The organism is Yoonia sediminilitoris (assembly GCF_003058085.1).
GTDB classification, from domain to species: Bacteria; Pseudomonadota; Alphaproteobacteria; order Rhodobacterales; family Rhodobacteraceae; genus Yoonia; species Yoonia sediminilitoris.
Map to the genome: position 1 here is coordinate 75914 of NZ_QBUD01000012.1, position 16778 is coordinate 92691.

Consider the following 16778-nt stretch of genomic DNA (forward strand, 5'->3'; position numbering starts at 1 on the left):
AGGGGCCTGCCCGACCCCTCAGTCGCGCTTAGTTAACAGTGACCCAACGCAAGATAAAGAAGTTGTCCGGGCGTTGCACCAGTTCGATATTGGCACGGGTGCCCCAGATCAGTGGCTGAACGTAAAGCGGGACATAGGCCATTTCATCCTGCAAGGTTTGTGCGACCTCATCCAGCATCGCCTGACGCTTTGACTCGTCAATTTCGGACTGAATCAGCGGCAGCAATTCATCGACACGGGCGTTGGAGTAGCCGCCAAAGTTCCAGCTGCCCAGACGCTTTTCTTCGTTCGGGGTCGCGGCCAGAAAGCGGACGGGATGTTCGGCATCAAACGTCCCCGGCGACCAGCCCAGCAGATACATGTCATAATTGTCGGCACGCAGTTCGGGCCAGTAGTTTTGCACGGGCATTGCATCCAGCGTGGCGCGCATGCCGACCTGTGCCAACATGCCGGTGATCGCCTGACAGACCGCCTCGTCATTCAGATAACGGTCGTTGGGGCATTTCAGGCCAAAGGAAAACCCGTCTGGGTATCCTGCTTCGGCCAAAAGCGTGCGGGCCGCATCAGGGTCATACGCAGCATCCTTGCTCAAGCCGTCCGCATAACCGCGCATGGCGGGGCTGACCAACTGGTTTACCGCCTCTGCATTGCCGCGCATCGTTGTCTGCAGGATGGCTGGCACGTTGATCGCATGGGCCACGGCGCGGCGCACAAGCGGATCTGCGAAAGGATTGGCATCGGTGGTTTCAGCAGAATATTTCAGCGCATCCGCCTCGTGCGGGAAACCCAGCATGATGACGCGGGCCTCGATGCCCTGAATCACATTGACGTTCGGGTCATTTTGCAGGCGCGCCACGTCCTGCACCGGCACCGGATTGATGAAATCAACGTCACCGGAAAGCAGTGCAGCAAGGGCCGTCGCTGGATTCTGGATCGGTGTCAGTTCTGCGCGGGTAATGTTATGTGTGGCTTCACCCCACCAGCCTGTATGCGGCTCTAGCACAGTGCGCAGACCCGGCTCGCGGTTGGTGATGGCAAAGGCACCTGTACCGTTGGTGTTAAGCGTGGCGTAGTTGCCGCTTTCCTTGTCTGGACGGGCGGCGTCATTCGCAGTGGCCCAGTCGCTATCCATGATCATCCAGTTGGCGATGCTGTCAGGAAAAATCGGATTAGGGGATGTGGTCATGATATCAACAGTGAAATCATCAACGACGATGACGTCTGACACCGGCGCGAACCAACTGCTTGTGTCGGCTTCTTCGCTAGATGCGCGTTCGTAAGAAAACAGAACGTCTTGGGCCGTGAATGCCGCGCCGTCCTGAAAGATGACACCCTCGCGCAGATTGAAGCGCCAGCCTTCGCCTTCGCCAATCGGCTCCCAGCTTGTGGCGAGCGCAGGTTCAATGGCCATATCCTGACCGCGGCGCACAAGGCCTTCGTAGACGTTATTGAGGAAACCCAGAACCGGTGCGGAATTGACCGCGTGCGGGTCCATCGTTTGCGGGTCGGTGGTGACGGCCCATGTGAATTCTTCTGCGTAGGCAGAACTGGCCAATCCGGCGAAAAGTGCGACATAGCTGAGTTTGCGTAACATTATGCGTCCTAACGGGGTTCAAAGTGTGGGTTTCGCCGGATTGCGGCGCGCCAAAGTACATGGCGCGCCTTTTGATCGCTTAGTTCATGGTGAAATACTTCACCTTTGGCTGATCCTCGGGGTCAACTTCGATCCCGACTTTTTCAGACATGCCCCAGTTCAGCACCTGATGGTGGATCGGGATGTAAAGCTGTTCGTCCTGCACGACCCGCCAGATGTCCGCGATATCGGCATTGCGTGCGTCCAGATCGGTATTTGACGCCAGCGATTTGATCTTTGCATCAAGGTCCGCATTGCTGAAACCGGTGCCGTTCCATGTGCCAATGTCGCTTTCACGACTATGGACGAGGAAGTTGAAGACATACTCGGAATCGTAGGTCGGCACACCCCAGCCCAGCATGTAGAAATCCGTCTGACCATCTGTGATCAGCGGGAAATGCTGTGCCTTGGGCTTGGCGTCCAGATTAACGGTGACGCCGATCTGGCCCAACATGCCGACAGCCGCCTGACAGATCGCTTCGTCATTCACATAGCGGTCATTGGGGCAATCAAGGCGGATCGAAAATCCGTCAGCGTAGCCCGCATCAGCCAGCAACGCCTTGGCCGCATCAATATCGGTTGAAGATTCCGCGTCCATCTCGGCGGTCCAGCCATTGACGAAGGGCGGCGCAATCATGCCCGCAGGTTCGCTTTGCCCCCGCATCACGACCTGACGGATCGCGTCACGGTTGATCGCCATCGACATGGCCTTGCGCACACGCACATCAGCCAGCGGGTTCGCGCCATCAATATTGTCGGCTTCGATATCGTCCGCGCCCTGGTTCATCCCAAAGAAAATCACACGGTTCTGCGGGGCTTGTTTGACAACCAGACCGTCAACCGCATCCACCCGTTCCAGATCCTGCACGGGCATATCTTGCAGGAAATCAACCTCGCCCGACAGCATCGCCGCCACACGGGTCGCGGCATTTTGGATCGGGGTATAGACGATTTCGCTCACTTCCATCGGGAACTGATCAATGCCCCAGTAGCCATCGTTGCGGGTCATGACCGTCTTGACGTCAGGTTCGCGGCTGGTCAGCACATAGGGGCCAGTGCCGTTGGCATTGGTGGTTGCATATGTGATTTCGCCACCTTCAAAATCCTGCACGTCGACAGTGTTGTTCGCTTCGGTCCAGTCCTTGTCCATGATGAACAGGTTGGTCAGGTTGGATGGCAGGATAGGGTTCGGCCCATCTGTTTCGATCTCGACTGTATAGTCGTCAACCGCCCGGACTTCGGTGATCGAGCCGATCAGCTCTTTCATGTCCGAATTCGGCTGCTTGGCGCGCTCAAAGCTGAAAACCACATCTTCGGCGGTGAATGCAGCGCCATCGTGAAAGGTAACACCTTCGCGCAGGTTAAAGACCCAGACATTCGGGTTGTCGGCCTTGGGGGCCCAATCGGTTGCCAGCGCCGCCTCGAATGCGCCAGAGACATCGCGGATAATCAGTGGTTCGTACATCTGGTGGCGGATCGTGTGCGTCGGCCCTTCGTTCTGGGCGTGCGGGTCAAGCGTAAGCGCATCACCAGAGCGTGCCCATCGCAGCGTTTCCGCGCTGAGTGGTGCTGCGCTGGCAAGCAATGTTGCGGTCAATGTCAGTGCGATTGTCGATCTCATTGAAGTTCCCTGTCTGTCGTTTTTGTTTTAGATGTGCGGTGCACTTTAGACTTTGTCGGGGGCTTGGCAAGAACCTGCGGAAAGCTGCCCCTTTGTGCGCCAGCGGCACCTTGTCGCAAAGGCGGGGTTCAGTCCCCGTCAAATACTTTTCTGGCCGCGCGAAAACACTCCAGCCCTTGCGGCACACCGCAATAGATCGCAATGACATGGATGATCGCGCGGACCTCTTCCTTGGTCACCCCGTTGTTGACAGCCCCCCGGCAATGCAATTCCCATTCCGACATCTTGCCCAATGCGCCGATCATCGCAAGGTTCATCATGCTGCGCGTTTTGGCGTCAATCACGTCGTCACCCCAGCCAAACCCCCAGCACCATGCGGTCATCGCCTCCTGAAATGGCTGCGAAAAATCGTCGGCGGCAGCAAGGTTCTTTTCAACGTACTCTGCCCCCAAGGTGGCCTTGCGCTGTTCCAATCCTTTGAGGAATAGGTCTTCGTCAAATACGCTCATCTGTATGCTCCTTTTTTGATCAATCAGGTGTCGGGGCTTTGGGGCAGCATTGCAAGGGGCAGTCGGGTATTTGCCACAGCGCCGCCAACATAACTGGCCACAAGAATTCGCTTGGCTACCAGCGGCAAACTGCTAGCAATGTTGCATGGAATATCTTCACAAACAGACCGCACAGACAACCGCCCTCTTCAATGATCTCGCTGATGTCCCTTGGCCCAGCGACGATGCGAACCGTCCTATGGGCTTGCTGACACGTTGTCCCGCCGCCGGACAGACACCATTGGTGGATGCGCCGCGGCTGGCTGCTATGGCCGGCGTCGCGCAGGTGCTCGTCAAGGATGAACGCGCGCGCATGGGCCTTGGCAGCTTCAAGGCGCTGGGCGCGGCTTACGTGATTGCCTGTGATGCAGAACAGGGGCACGCCGCTGGCCAGACCTATGTCACCGCCAGCGCGGGCAACCATGGTCTGTCTGTCGCGGCTGGCGCGCAGGCCTTCGGCGCGAAGGCGGTGATTTTTCTGGCAGAGACCGTACCCGAAAGTTTCGCAGCCCGCCTGCGCGGATTCGGGGCCGAGGTCCGCCGCCATGGCGCGATTTACGAGGACAGCATGGCCGGTGCCGCCGCTGCGGCTGACCAAAACGGCTGGGTGCTGTTGTCTGATAGCTCCTGGCCCGGCTACTTTGACCGCCCGCATCGGTTGATGGAGGGATATCTTGTCCTGATGCAGGAAGCTGTGGCGCAGATGCCTGCACCGCCGACACATATCTTTCTACAGGCAGGCGTTGGCGGGCTGGCTGCTGCCTGTGCCGTCTATGCGCGCAAGGCGTGGGGCGATGCACCGCGCATCATCGTGGTCGAACCCGACGCCGCCCCCGCACTCTATGCATCGATCAAGGCGGGCGCCCCCCAAGTCACGACCGGTCCTGCATCGGACATGGGCCGGCTGGACTGCAAGGAACCATCATTGATTGCGCTCAAAGGGCTTGCCCGCGATGCGGATGATTTCATCCTGATCACCGAAGAGGAAGGGGCCGCAGGGGCCGCCGCCTGTGCCGCAGCAAATCTGGCGTCGACCCCTTCCGGGGCTGCGGGTGTTGCAGGTTTGCTAACCGCGCAGGCTGCATGCGGCCTGACCGATGCATCCCGCGTGCTGGTGATCCTGAGCGAGGAAACCGCTTGAACGGGGACATCTCATCCGGGTTCCCCGACGGCGAATTCGCCGCGCGCACATCTGCGGCGCAGGCACTGATGGCACAGGCAGGCCTGTCCGCCCTGTTGCTGACCACCGAACCGGAAGTGCGTTATTACACAGGGTTTTTGACGCGGTTCTGGGAAAGCCCGACCCGGCCATGGTTTGTCATCGTACCGGCGCAGGGCAAGCCCATTGCGGTCATTCCGTCGATTGGTGCGCATTTGATGCGGCAGACATGGATCACCGATATCCGCACATGGCAGGCCCCTGATTATGACGACGACGGCGTGGGTTTGCTTGCCGATACACTGCGCGCGGTGACCCCACAGGATGGCAAAATCGGACTGGCTGACCAGATGGAAAGCCATGCCCGTATGCCGCTTGGCAGCCTGCGGCAGTTGAAGGGCGCACTTGCCCAGCGCCGTTTGGTCAGCGACGCCACAATCACCCGGCGCCTGCGCATGGTCAAATCAGAGGCCGAGATTGCCAAAATCCGCTTTGCCTGCGGGATTGCAGACCGGGCGTTTGCGCGTGTAGGTGAAATTGCCCATGAGGGCACGTCACTGGCGCAGGTCTTTCGCAAGTTCCAGATGCTTTGTCTTGATGAGGGCGCCGATTGGGTACCCTACCTTGCAGGGGCCGCAGATCAGGGCGGTTATGGCGATGTGATATCACCTGCGACAGACCGGCCTTTGACCAAAGGTGATGTGCTGATGTTGGATACGGGCCTCGTCTGGTCAGGGTATTTCTGCGACTTTGACCGCAATTACAGCGTTGGCGCCCCGTCTGATACGCTACAACATGCGCACGACTGTTTGATCGCGGCCACACAAGCGGCCTTTGACATGGCCCGACCCGGCGCTGTGCTCTCGGATATGTTTCAGGCCATGTCGGCAGTCATCAATCCGGATGGTGAAGCGATGGACGCCGGACGTTTGGGCCACGGGCTGGGGATGCAACTGACCGAATGGCCGTCAATCATCGCAGATGATCATACGCCACTGGTGCCGGGGATGGTGCTGACGCTTGAGCCGTCGATCAACATTGGCGGCGGCAAAATCATCGTCCATGAAGAAAATATCGTGATACAATCCGACGGTGCGGCCTATCTTTCGACGCCCCAAACTCATGCGATGAGGGTTCTGGAATGACACTACCATACGCACTTGCGACAGACCGTCCCACCCAGATCGGCCTGATTGTCTTGCAGACCGATGAAACGATCGAACGGGATATGCGTCTGCTGATGCCGGATGATGTTGAAATTCTGGTCAGCCGGGTACCCTCTGCGCAAACCGTCACAAGCGAAACATTGCAGGCGATGGAGCAGGAATTGACGCGCGCGGCCAGCTTGCTGCCCGGTGGGGCCAGTTTGGCGGCGGTGGGCTATGGCTGTACGTCCGGCACCGCTCAGATCGGGCCAGACAATGTGACAGCAAAGGTGCAGGCCGGGATTGCGACACCGGTTGTGACGCAACCGCTGTCCGCCTTGATCGCGGCTTGTCAGCATCTGGGTGTGACGCGGATCGGTATGATCAGTCCTTACGTTGCCGCTGTGTCGGAACGGTTGCGAATGGCGCTTGCCGATGCGGGGGTCAATGTGGCGGATTTTGCCAGCTTTGATGAACCTCAAGAAGAAAAGGTCGTGCGTATTGCAGCGGACTCAGTCAGTGACGCGGCGATTGCCATGGGCCAGAACCCGCAGTGCGAGGCGGTCTTTCTATCCTGCACGAATTTGCGCACATTGGATGTGATTTCCCGGATCGAGAGCCAGATCGCCAAGCCGGTTTTGTCGAGCAATCAGGTACTGGCGTGGCATTTGTGCCAGCTTGCGCAACTGCGCACGCAGGGTGCGCCGGTTGGAGCGCTGTTTGCGTGAGAACGGCATTGGATTTGAAGCAGAAACGATTGACCGAAGCCAGCATTTGAGTCGGCAGGTCAGATACGAACTTCTGCACGGCTGTCAGACCGGGCAACCCCCGACCCATCACGGGAGGGGCTGCCCCTGTAATGGCGCGCGCTAGTTCAGCAGCCCCGCATGCACCATCGCGGCGCGCAGTTTCTCCTTGGTGCTATCCATCAAACCGGTCAATGGAGAGCGTACCTCGTCGCTACAAAGTCCCAGCAGTGACATGCCGTATTTCGCGCCGACAACGCCGGGTTCGGTAAAGACGGCCTCGTGCAGCGGCATCAGCCGGTCAAGCTGGGCGCGGGCGCTGGCATAGTCTCCTGCGAGCGTGGTTTCCTGAAACTCTGCAATCAGTTTCGGCGCAATGTTGGCCGTGACGGAAATACAGCCCATGCCGCCATGGGCGTTGTAACCCAATGCCGTCGCATCCTCGCCCGAGAGTTGGATGAAATCGGAACCGCAACGAAGGCGCTGGGCCGGGACGCGCGACAGGTCAGCGGTCGCGTCCTTGACGCCGATAATCATCTCGTGCTTGGCAAGTTCGCCCATCGTATCGGGTGTCATGTCAATGACTGACCGAGGCGGGATGTTGTAGATAATGATCGGCAGACCACAGTCGGCGGCAGCCAGAAAATGGGCCATCAGCCCGCGTTGGGTGGGCTTGTTATAGTAGGGGGTCACGACAAGGGCGGCATCGGCTCCCGCCTTTTTCGCGGCCTGCACAAGACGCACGGTTTCGGCAGTACTGTTCGACCCGGCACCGGCAATGACAGGGATACGGCCCGCCGCCTCTGCCACCACGATTTCAACAACCATGTCATGCTCTTCATGGGTCAGTGTCGGGCTTTCGCCTGTTGTGCCCACAGGCACCAGCCCATGGCTGCCCTGCTCAATATGCCAGTTCACCAGTTTCTTGAGCGTGGCCACATCGACTTGGCCGTTCGTAAACGGCGTGACGAGGGCGGGGAGTGATCCCTTGAACATGGCACGCTTCCTTCTTGGTATTGGGCGTGAGTCGCCCGGATAAAATCGCGCGGACACTAGACGCCTTTCTGCCAATTGCCAAGTTTGTGAGTTGTACTCTTTTGGCCGTAGTCTAGGTTCTGTGACAAAGAGGTGCTCATCGTGTCAATCGTCCGGAAAATAAGCCTTGGCCTGGCCATTGGTTTTGCCGCTTTGCCTGCATCTGCACGGGATGTGGACCCAAAAGCGGTGGCCGCGATTCAGGCTGCGGAAACCAGCTGGGACGCGGCCGCAGAACTGGCCGTATCGACCGATCCGGTGACGCGGGATGTTCTGGAATGGCTGCGATTGCGCGCGGGCGAAGGGACGCTTGCAGACTATCAGGCGTTCCTGGCGAAACGTCCCGACTGGCCCGGACTGGACAGATTGCGCCGCGCAGGCGAGGCGACAGTGGCAGAGTCCACGGCCGATGCCGCGGTTCTGACCTATTTTGAGGATGCGACACCCCAAACCGGCGAAGGGGTCGTCAGATATGTGCAGGCCTTGCGGAAGGCTGGTAAAACAGAGGAGGCCAAATCGGCCCTGCGGGATGCATGGCTGGGCCTCAGCCTGTCGGACGATGGCCACGAGGGTTTGATAGAGGCGTTTGGCGCAGACCTCGCCCCGTTTCATCTGGCCCGGGTGGACGCAATGTTGTGGCGCTGGCGCACCACAGATGCGACGCGCATGTTGCCTTTGCTTGACGCGGACCAGCGTGCGCTGGCTGCGGCGCGTATTGGCTATATAACGAAAGTAAGCAATACCGACGCCCTTGTCGCCGACGTGCCCGCGAAACTGCGCCAGGACGCGGGACTTGCCTATGACCGCTATAACTGGCTGGCTGACCGGGGTGAACGCACAGAGGCCGTGAAGGTGCTACTGGACCGCTCCACCAGTGCCGCGGCGCTGGGCGAGCCGTTTCGCTGGTCGGGCTGGCGCAGGTCGCTTGCACGCTGGGAAATGCGTGAAGGGCGGGCTGATCAGGCTTACCAGTTGGCGTCACGTCATTACCTGACTGATGGTGCCGCCTTTGCTGATCTTGAGTGGCTGTCGGGCTATATCGCGCTGACCTATCTGGGCAATCCGGCACAGGCCCTGGTGCATTTCGACAAGGCGGCCGCTGCGGTCGATAGCCCGATTTCCACGGGCCGGATGTTCTATTGGATTGGACGCACGCAGGAAGTGTTGCGCGCCCCAGACAAGGCCGCGCAGGCTTTTGGCATCGCCGCCCGGCACCAGACCAGTTTCTACGGGTTACTGGCCGCTGAGCGACTGGGCCGCCCGCTAGACCCGATCTGGGCGCAAACGCCCATTGTCCCGACCTCGGACATCTTTGAACAGGACATCGTGCGCGCGGCGTTTCTGCTCTTGGCTGCGGGGGAACGCGGCCATGCGGTGACATTTTTTGCCGAACTCGGGGCTACGCTGGAACCGGGAGCCCTGGCGCAGGTGGGGGCCGCGCTCGATCAGATTGATGAGCAGTATTACACGCTGCTGCTGGGCAAACGCGCGGTGCGGCGTGGCGTGATGGTGCCGCAAAACTATTTCCCGCTGCATGATCTGGCCAACATGGACCTGCCCGTCGAACCGGCGCTTGCCCTGTCCATTGCCCGCCGCGAAAGCGAATTCAATATCGGTGTCGGCAGCCCCGTCGGCGCGTTGGGCCTGATGCAATTGATGCCTGCGACCGCTGAAGAGGTCGCAGGCTTTCTTGATCTGCCCTATTCCCGGTTTCGTCTGACGTCTGACTGGAAATATAACGCGACACTTGGCGGCAAATACCTGTCGATCCTGCAAGATGAGTTTGGCCCGACCCCTGTGATGATTGCCGCAGGCTATAACGCAGGCCCCAGCCGGCCCAAACAATGGATGGACCTGCGCGGTGATCCCCGCTTGGGCGAAATGGATGTGGTGGACTGGATCGAACATATCCCGTTCCGCGAGACCCGCAATTACGTGCAGCGTGTCACAGAAAGCATACCCGTTTATCAGGCGCGCCTGACAGGGCAGGCCGGTCCGATCCGGTTTACTGAATTGTTGCGGGGTGAAAAGCCATTGCTGCGCCCCCGCGCACGGCCTTTGCCGCAAGCCCTAAACGACAGCCCCGATGTGCGCCCCGTTCTGCGCCCTGAGCGGGGTTAGCGGCCAGTCGGCAAAAGAGGTTTATGCTTCCTGCAGGGATAACTATCGGCCTTATGTGTCAAATGCAAAAAGCGGGTGTGAGGGGCGATCAAGGCTCTTGCTCTATGTCCACGCCTGGCGATGATCGGTTTCATAGCCTGACCGTCAAGAAAGTACCTCTCGTGCGTGTTTTCAGCTTTCCTGACACGATGACGCTGACGCGCTGGTATTCGAAAGCGAAGCCAAACCCGGCGATGCGCCGGTCAGCGTAGAAATCCGTTCCGGCGCAAACTCACAGAGGTTCGGCCCCTCTGGGTCATCATCTCCGGTGCGTTTGGAAAGGCCACGTCCATGGTGATGGCGTCCTGAAGCCCAAGCACATTGCGCGCCAGTGCCACGCGGTGGCACCACGGACAATTGAGCGCGGCAAACAGGTGATAGCGGCCCGGCTCTGCAGGAAAGTCCGGATCGCCAATCGCATGGCGAAAGCCGCTGACGCCGCGCACGAATTCACCCCGTGCGCGGCGCTGTTTGATCCTTTTCAGTTGATCGGTCTGTTATGGTCTTACCCTCTCAGCCTGTGATGCAGGATGATTGGTACGGCCAGCTCTTCCTCATCGGTCAGGTGGCGCTTGAGAAATGCCTCGATTATTACGGAGTTGGCGTGAACCTTTGCCGCTTCCTCATGGGCTTGCGCTTCATCCAGCGCAGATAGTTTGATCAGCCGGTTGGCCGTGCGGGTGAAGTCATCCAGCACTTTGTCCAAATCCGCGTGATCCTGTTCGAGCAGATCAAGTCCCGCGTCGAACCGCGGGTCCGCCGCCGACAGTTCGGGAAAGTAACTGTGGTCTTCTCAGCCGTGATGACCATGCAGGTTGCCCACGAGGTTGCCGCCATAATAGGACAGCCGTCCCGCATAATCGTCCAACGCGATGTCGCGATCCAGAAGCGTTTCGGTGTCCATCCGGACACGTTTTGCCAAACGGCGGAACATCTGATGCGCGCTAAGCCAGTGCTTGGTCTTTTCCTTGAAACCAGGATGGGCGTCCCAACTGTCACGGGGGTATTGGGCCAAGAGAAGCCGCATCTCTTTCGGCATCTCATCCTGACGAACGGTATATGTATCGAGCATTGGTTTCTCCTTTCGGACAATAGGTGGTGCGGCCTTAATCGCCCCACCAGTGCCGCAATACGCACAGCGGCTATGCGTTAGCGAACCCCGGCAAAGCGGATGCCGCTCAGATCCGCGACCTCGCGCTTCCACGTTGTGATATCGCGTTGCGTAAAGTCGGACAGGCTGTCATGGCCGCAGGCTCGCGCCAGGACTTGCATCAATTCCACACTGGCCCCGAAATAGCGGGCGAGCTTTTCTGCCCCGATTTGCACATCCAGCCTTTTGCGCAGTTCCGGCTTTTGCGTGGCAACGCCAACGGGGCAATTGTTGGAGTTGCACATTCGCGCCGCGATACAGCCGACGGCCTGCATTGCCGAGTTACTGACAGCGACGGCGTCTGCGCCTAATGCCATCGCCTTGGCGAAATCCTCAGCCACGCGCAGGCCTCCGGTGATCACTAACGTTACCTCGCGGCCAGTCTTGGCATCCAGATGTGCGCGGGCGCGGGCCAAGGCCGGGATCGTTGGCACCGAGATATGATCGCGGAAGATCAGCGGGGCTGCCCCCGTGCCGCCGCCGCGCCCGTCAAGGATGATGTAGTCAGCGCTGGCTTCCAACGCGAAGTCGATGTCGTCTTCAATATGGTTCGCGGATAGTTTGAAGCCAATGGGGATGCCGCCAGAGCGTTCACGCACCTGATCGGCGATGCGTTTGAAATCAGCCGGCGTGTGTAGTTCAGGGAAAGTCGCGGGCGAGATCGCGGATTGCCCCGGTTCCAGCCCGCGCACTTCTGCAATTTTGCCTTGCACCTTGTCGCCGGGCAGATGGCCACCGGTGCCGGTCTTGGCCCCTTGGCCACCTTTGAAGTGGAACGCCTGAACCTTGGTGACATGATCCAGGTCCCAGCCAAACTGCGCCGAGGCAAGCTCATAGAAATAGCGGGCATTCTCGGCCTGCTCCTCAGGTAGCATCCCGCCTTCGCCCGAACAAATCCCGGTTCCAGCCATCTGCGCGCCGCGCGATAGGGCGGTCTTCGCCTCTTCGGACAATGCGCCATAGCTCATGTCAGAGACAAAGAGCGGGATGTCGAGTTGCAATGGTTTGGCAGCCCGCGGACCAATCGTTGCAGATGTTGCAACCTCTGCATCATCCAGCAGGGGTTTGCGGGCCATCTGGGCGGGCAGGATTTGAATGTCGTCCCAATGGGGCAGGTCTTTGCGGGGAACCCCCATCGCGCCCATCTCGCCGTGATGACCTAGCTTGCTCAGCCCGTCCTTGGCGAGCGCATGGATGCGTGCAACGGTGGGCTCTTCGGGCGTTGGCGTCGCCTGCGGGACATCTGACTTGGGTGCGGGGGACGCGTCGCCTACTGCAATATCTGCCAAGCGCGTGTGCGAGCCGTCACAGAACGGGCCATTTGCGGTGGACTTGCATTGGCAGAGCACGGCATCACCGTTTTTCTCGGCGGTGAATTTCAACGGCTCAATACCAGTCCCAGCATGAGACCCGTCGCAAAATGGCTGCGACTTCGAACGCCCGCATTGGCACCAGAAGTAGTCCTTGCCCTCTTCTAGTGTGACTTTCGCGGGTGACTTGGCGGCGATGATGGGAACGGCTTTGGTCAATTTAAATCTCCTGGCTGAGGTTTGTGCGGTCATGCGGGGCAGCGTAATCGATTGTCGGCCCATTAGGCACCACTCGTGTCGGGTTCACGGTGTCATAGATGCGCGCGTTCAGTGCGTCTATCTCGGTCCGTTCTGTTTCTTGGTAGTAGTCGCCGGGTGTCGCTCCGATCCCATCAAAGGCTGAGTTGAACATGCGGATGATGTCAGCGGATTCATTTGAAACGATGGTCCCCTGCTGGTTATCCCAAAGCACCGGTACCGTGACCCGGCCTGAGAAATCCGGTTTGGCAGCGGTATAAACCTGATGCAGGAAATCCGCGGTGTTGATCACATCCGGCGTTGATCTATCACCTTCCGAGAAGGTCCAGCCATCGGCCCCCATGAACCAATGCACGCTGGAGATCGGGATCATCTTTTCCAACCCTTTCAGCGTGCGAAAGACCAGCGTGCGATGCGCCCATGGGCAGGCGAGCGAGACGTAGAGGTGATAACGACCTGGCTTGGCCTTGAACCCGCTGGTGCTGGACGGACCTGCAACGCCGTCCGCCGTAACCCAGTAGCGAAAGGCCGAAGGCTTGCGCACATAGCGCCCGCCCGAGGTTTTGGTGTCGTACCATTGATCGACCCATCTCCCGTCTTGTAGCAGTCCCATTTTTGTACTCCGTTCTGCTCCGTCAGGGCGCGATGTCTATTGTCAGTATGATCAGGTTTTGGACCGTGCTTATGGTGCCTGCGCTCGCATCAAAGGGGGCGCCCGGCGTGTTGCCCGAAAGGTCTTCGAGTTCCGGTGCGACGATCAGCCGGTAGGTGCCAGCGGCCCAAGGCGTTGTTGGTGCAATTGACCAGCTACCGCCGTCGGTGTTGATCTCACCATGCACGCGCGAACCGTCGGGAGCCTCAAGCCTTAGCAACCGCATCACCGTGCCAGTATCCATGATGCGATCAAATCCGATTGATAAAAGGGCAAGGGACGCTGCACGGGGGGCGAGGATGTCCCAATCTGCTGGATCAATCGGTCGCCGCTCTGCCGGCCCGACCCGAAAGGCCAGCGTGACGGGTGCGTCCAGTGGAACGCTTGCGGCGCTGCGCATTTGGTCCGGCACGATCAGGCGATAGTTTTCGCCTGCTTGCAGCGGCGCACCGCCCGCCGTATTCGGTCCGACGCCCTGTTTGATGCGCCCCGGATCAAGTAGCAACGTCGCGCGGCGTTGGTCTGTATCCCAGAGTTCGGCCTCGAGATTCAGGAAAGGGCTCACGACCTGCGATCCATCGCTTGCGATCAGGCGGATGTGATCAAGCAATTGCCCGCGCGCCATCGGTTCCGTGAAGGTGATGTAGAGGCGCAGCGTGTTCGCGGGAATGACTGCCTGTGACGGGCTGAATCCCGCAACCCGTGGCGCTTGCGCCTGTTCTGCGGGCACGGCAATGTCCAAAAGCGCATCCCCAACAGCCAGCCTGTAGACGGTCCCCGCGCGCAGAGCGAAGCGCGGCGTCACGATCAGGCCCGTGGTGCCTTCAGACACCGTGAACGGCGTGCTCTGTTTCGAGGTTTGTCCCGCCACAGTCAAACGCAGCGTGTCGTCAGAGGCGACATCGCTCACCAATATCGCGCCCGTTGACGGGTCATACTGTGCCGAAACTTCTGCCAAGGCGGGCAGTGGCAAGGTGGCGAGTGCGGTAAGCAGAGCCTGCCGCGCCGGATGTCGTCCAAAACGCATCAGTTGTACTCAAGCGGCGGGGCCGCCTTGTAGCCAAACGGATCGGGGCTATCCTCGAAGTTCATCTCGACGATATGGTCGGCCCGATCAAAGAAGAACGGCAAAGGCAGCGTGTGTAGCTGTATGTTGCGCGTGTCCTCGGGCGAGCGGCGGATTACCACGGCATAGTTCTCATCCAGCGTGTCCAGATGCATCGTGCCGCTCATCGGCAGCGGGAACTGGTAGACACCAGCAGTCGAGAACACGGGCTGCACGCCCTCGCCATGGGGCATTGCCTCGGCGCTCGCGACAGCGTCAAGCGGTAGAGCGGCAGCAGAACGATTGCTGTTCGTGACCACCACGTTGCTGCTGCCATCCCATGCGTTCACGTAAGGGACGATATCCAACGGCGTGTTGCCAAAGCCCATCTCGCCAATCATCGTGCCGCGCACTTCTGCACCATCGGTCAGGTCTGCCAACGGAATTCGGACAATCGGCGTACAGGCGTAGATCGCAATCAGCGTCGGCTCGCCATTCAATTCGGTCACGGTCTGGCTGATGATCGGCGCACGGGTTTCATATTGCGCATGAACGGCGTGCCAGATCTCGATTGAGGACGTGCTGACCTCGTTCGTGAAAGGATACGGCATCCGGCGCAATTTTGAACTGAATTCTTCATTCGACAGACCTGCGACCAGCAATTCGCCGTTGTAGTAATCGATATCTGTGATCGCGAGCGTGCTGAGCGACTGCCCGAATTCAAGGGTCTCGGTCGTAGGAACCGCCCCGACGCTCATCGAGGAATGCTCGGCTGTGGTCAAATCAACCAGTTCCAGCAGGCCATTGTTCACCGCGATGATGACGGCCTCCGCGTCAGGGCCTTCGCCGCGATGCACCGACAGGAACACCTGCTTGCTGGGCTTATGCACGACCATGTCATTGATGACGACGTCATGCGGCTCGACCCCCAAGAGCCCCGCGATTTCAACGTCCAGATTATTGAAGATCGTGCGCCCCTCAAAGGTCTGTGCGCGGCCAAGTTGATAGCCAGCCTGATCCACCACCTGATCGCCGAGGTCAAAGGCGTGGACAAGGCCCGCTTTGCCATCGCCAACAAACAGCGTGTTGCCGTTGTCAAAGGCCAGCGCGCCGGCAGAGCTGAGCATCGCCTTCTGGGCGAAAGCCGCTGAGGCGGACGTGATGGCGACGATGCTTGCGGCCGTCAGTGTTTTGGAAAAAGGCATCATGGTCTCCTGTTGTTTCTCGTATGCGTTACAATCTATCCGTTGCAATTTGCGTGAATAGGCAGAAAAATGTGCCCGTATGGGTCACAAAAAGAGAACACCTGTTATGGGCCAAATAGAAGACTTGAGGCTATTCGTGACAATCGTTGATCAGGGCAGCATTGGTCGGGCTGCCGACGCTTTGGGGATCGCCAAATCTGCGGTCAGCCGGCGTCTTGCCCAACTTGAAAACCGCTATGATATGCGGCTCATTGATCGCCAGCCGCGCACCTGGGAGGTCACGACCGCAGGTCAAGAACTGTATCAACGGGCCGCCGACATGGTTGCGGATGCGGATGATTTGGATGGGGACTTCAAACAGACTGTGCATAGCCTGAGTGGACCGCTTAAGATTTCCATTGCACGGGAGTTCGGATTGTCCTTCCTGCAACCCACGCTTTTCGCATTTATGCAGACCCATCCGCAGATTAATCTGACAGTCGATTTTGATGACCGTACCGTCGATTTGGAAAACGAAAATTATGATTTAGGTGTGCGGATCGCAGCAGGTGAAACTATGGGCCTGACCTGCCTTCCCCTTGGCAAAACCCGTCACGGCCTGTTTGCCAGCCCGGACTATATTGAGCAAAACGGCATGCCCTCTGCTTTGAACGAGCTGCCCAAACATGCGCTATTGCACTACGGATCGGCCCGTCGTGCGCGTTGGGAATTTGTCTGTAGCGGAAAAAGGCAAGATGTAACTTTCCAACCAGCGCTCAATTCCAACAACGGCCCCTTCCTGCTATCGGCCGCCTTCGCCAACATGGGCATTATCAGGCTGCCTGACTTTATGGTCCGCGATGCAGTGGCGGCTGGCCGGCTGGTACCTGTCTTGCCCGAGGTCGAGATCGAGGCATTCACCATTCAAGTCGTACACCGCGCCAACAGACGACTGAACAAACGCATGAGAGCCTTCGTCGCAGCAGTGCAGGAGAGTTGCGCTTTGTTCGGCAGATAGAAACCTATTCCAACCGAATGCGGACATTCATTCATACCGCAGCACTCAGCACTGACAGCGGCCATTTAATTCGATGCTAAACTCTCGGTGTCAACGCGGTGTTGATGTCTGGGC

The 16778-nt window shown here is 59.0% G+C and carries 16 protein-coding genes and 1 pseudogene; 6 read left to right on the forward strand and 11 right to left on the reverse strand.

The window, feature by feature from the left end; translation table 11 throughout:
• Positions 1–28 precede the first annotated feature (28 nt).
• The 3 genes from C8N45_RS17905 to C8N45_RS17915 form a co-directional block, all read right to left on the reverse strand.
• Positions 29–1594: an ABC transporter substrate-binding protein gene (locus C8N45_RS17905; RefSeq protein WP_108387631.1), complete on the reverse strand. Its 1566-nt coding sequence runs from the start codon at positions 1592–1594 to the stop codon at positions 29–31.
• Between the two features lie 79 nt (positions 1595–1673).
• A complete protein-coding gene (locus tag C8N45_RS17910) occupies positions 1674–3254 on the reverse strand; it encodes an ABC transporter substrate-binding protein (protein ID WP_108387632.1) in 1581 nt (526 codons plus the stop codon).
• A 128-nt stretch (positions 3255–3382) separates the two neighbouring features.
• The gene (locus C8N45_RS17915) at positions 3383–3763 is read right to left on the reverse strand and encodes a carboxymuconolactone decarboxylase family protein (protein WP_108387633.1); all 381 of its coding nucleotides are present in this window, start codon (positions 3761–3763) and stop codon (positions 3383–3385) included.
• A gap of 145 nt (positions 3764–3908) precedes the next feature.
• Between C8N45_RS17915 and C8N45_RS17920 the strand changes: the two genes are divergently transcribed.
• From C8N45_RS17920 to C8N45_RS17930, 3 genes are read left to right on the forward strand one after another with little or no spacing between them, the layout of a single operon-like run.
• Positions 3909–4943 carry a pyridoxal-phosphate dependent enzyme gene (locus C8N45_RS17920; RefSeq protein WP_108387634.1) on the forward strand — a complete coding sequence of 345 codons (1035 nt, stop codon included), beginning with the start codon at positions 3909–3911 and terminating at the stop codon, positions 4941–4943.
• The gene (locus tag C8N45_RS17925; protein ID WP_258793320.1) at positions 4940–6106 is read left to right on the forward strand and encodes a M24 family metallopeptidase; all 1167 of its coding nucleotides are present in this window, start codon (positions 4940–4942) and stop codon (positions 6104–6106) included. Before C8N45_RS17920 ends, C8N45_RS17925 begins: the two co-directional genes overlap by 4 nt.
• A complete protein-coding gene (locus tag C8N45_RS17930) occupies positions 6103–6834 on the forward strand; it encodes a maleate cis-trans isomerase family protein (RefSeq protein ID WP_108387636.1) in 732 nt (243 codons plus the stop codon). Before C8N45_RS17925 ends, C8N45_RS17930 begins: the two co-directional genes overlap by 4 nt.
• A gap of 141 nt (positions 6835–6975) precedes the next feature.
• On the opposite strand, the gene dapA is transcribed toward C8N45_RS17930, so the two are convergent.
• Positions 6976–7848, reverse strand: a complete 873-nt coding sequence (gene dapA / locus C8N45_RS17935) for a 4-hydroxy-tetrahydrodipicolinate synthase (RefSeq protein WP_108387637.1) — start codon at positions 7846–7848, stop codon at positions 6976–6978.
• A gap of 141 nt (positions 7849–7989) precedes the next feature.
• Here dapA and C8N45_RS17940 point away from each other — a divergent pair, with 141 nt between their 5' ends.
• Both C8N45_RS17940 and C8N45_RS23745 read left to right on the forward strand, forming a co-directional pair.
• Complete coding sequence (locus C8N45_RS17940) at positions 7990–10008, forward strand: lytic transglycosylase domain-containing protein (RefSeq protein WP_245882730.1); 2019 nt, start codon at positions 7990–7992, stop codon at positions 10006–10008.
• Between the two features lie 104 nt (positions 10009–10112).
• Positions 10113–10259, forward strand: a complete 147-nt coding sequence (locus tag C8N45_RS23745; RefSeq protein WP_220270426.1) for a hypothetical protein — start codon at positions 10113–10115, stop codon at positions 10257–10259.
• Here the strand turns inward: C8N45_RS23745 and C8N45_RS17945 are convergent.
• From C8N45_RS17945 to C8N45_RS17970, 7 genes and pseudogenes are all read right to left on the reverse strand, one after another.
• Complete coding sequence (locus C8N45_RS17945; protein ID WP_245882731.1) at positions 10251–10493, reverse strand: hypothetical protein; 243 nt, start codon at positions 10491–10493, stop codon at positions 10251–10253. The two genes, C8N45_RS23745 and C8N45_RS17945, sit on opposite strands and share 9 nt — an antisense overlap.
• Before the next feature lie 59 nt (positions 10494–10552).
• Positions 10553–10828, reverse strand: a pseudogene (locus C8N45_RS23750) (hemerythrin domain-containing protein); the annotation flags it as partial.
• Positions 10829–10840: 12 nt separating this feature from the next.
• Positions 10841–11119 (reverse strand): hypothetical protein, encoded by a 279-nt coding sequence (locus C8N45_RS23755; RefSeq protein ID WP_245882732.1) that lies wholly within the window; start codon positions 11117–11119, stop codon positions 10841–10843.
• A 77-nt stretch (positions 11120–11196) separates the two neighbouring features.
• A complete protein-coding gene (locus C8N45_RS17955) occupies positions 11197–12726 on the reverse strand; it encodes a glutamate synthase-related protein (protein WP_108387638.1) in 1530 nt (509 codons plus the stop codon).
• 1 nt (position 12727) lies between these two features.
• Entirely contained in the window at positions 12728–13378 is a 651-nt protein-coding gene (locus tag C8N45_RS17960; RefSeq protein ID WP_108387639.1) for a glutathione S-transferase family protein, read from the reverse strand.
• A 22-nt stretch (positions 13379–13400) separates the two neighbouring features.
• Positions 13401–14444: a hypothetical protein gene (locus C8N45_RS17965; RefSeq protein ID WP_108387640.1), complete on the reverse strand. Its 1044-nt coding sequence runs from the start codon at positions 14442–14444 to the stop codon at positions 13401–13403.
• Positions 14444–15667: a hypothetical protein gene (locus C8N45_RS17970; RefSeq protein WP_133176008.1), complete on the reverse strand. Its 1224-nt coding sequence runs from the start codon at positions 15665–15667 to the stop codon at positions 14444–14446. Before C8N45_RS17970 ends, C8N45_RS17965 begins: the two co-directional genes overlap by 1 nt.
• Before the next feature lie 106 nt (positions 15668–15773).
• Here C8N45_RS17970 and C8N45_RS17975 point away from each other — a divergent pair, with 106 nt between their 5' ends.
• Entirely contained in the window at positions 15774–16664 is an 891-nt protein-coding gene (locus C8N45_RS17975; protein WP_108387642.1) for a LysR family transcriptional regulator, read from the forward strand.
• Positions 16665–16778 lie beyond the last annotated feature (114 nt).

What these genes read in the sequence shown, in the direction of transcription:
- C8N45_RS23755 (WP_245882732.1), bottom strand. Translation starts at nt 11,119, where the DNA reads ATGCTCGATACATATACCGTTCGTCAGGATGAGATGCCGAAAGAGATG.
- C8N45_RS23745 (WP_220270426.1), top strand. Translation starts at nt 10,113, where the DNA reads ATGTCCACGCCTGGCGATGATCGGTTTCATAGCCTGACCGTCAAGAAA.
- C8N45_RS17920 (WP_108387634.1), top strand. Translation starts at nt 3,909, where the DNA reads ATGGAATATCTTCACAAACAGACCGCACAGACAACCGCCCTCTTCAAT.
- C8N45_RS17965 (WP_108387640.1), bottom strand. Translation starts at nt 14,444, where the DNA reads ATGCGTTTTGGACGACATCCGGCGCGGCAGGCTCTGCTTACCGCACTC.
- C8N45_RS17970 (WP_133176008.1), bottom strand. Translation starts at nt 15,667, where the DNA reads ATGCCTTTTTCCAAAACACTGACGGCCGCAAGCATCGTCGCCATCACG.
- C8N45_RS17905 (WP_108387631.1), bottom strand. Translation starts at nt 1,594, where the DNA reads ATGTTACGCAAACTCAGCTATGTCGCACTTTTCGCCGGATTGGCCAGT.
- C8N45_RS17960 (WP_108387639.1), bottom strand. Translation starts at nt 13,378, where the DNA reads ATGGGACTGCTACAAGACGGGAGATGGGTCGATCAATGGTACGACACC.
- C8N45_RS17910 (WP_108387632.1), bottom strand. Translation starts at nt 3,254, where the DNA reads ATGAGATCGACAATCGCACTGACATTGACCGCAACATTGCTTGCCAGC.
- C8N45_RS17975 (WP_108387642.1), top strand. Translation starts at nt 15,774, where the DNA reads ATGGGCCAAATAGAAGACTTGAGGCTATTCGTGACAATCGTTGATCAG.
- dapA (WP_108387637.1), bottom strand. Translation starts at nt 7,848, where the DNA reads ATGTTCAAGGGATCACTCCCCGCCCTCGTCACGCCGTTTACGAACGGC.
- C8N45_RS17930 (WP_108387636.1), top strand. Translation starts at nt 6,103, where the DNA reads ATGACACTACCATACGCACTTGCGACAGACCGTCCCACCCAGATCGGC.
- C8N45_RS17915 (WP_108387633.1), bottom strand. Translation starts at nt 3,763, where the DNA reads ATGAGCGTATTTGACGAAGACCTATTCCTCAAAGGATTGGAACAGCGC.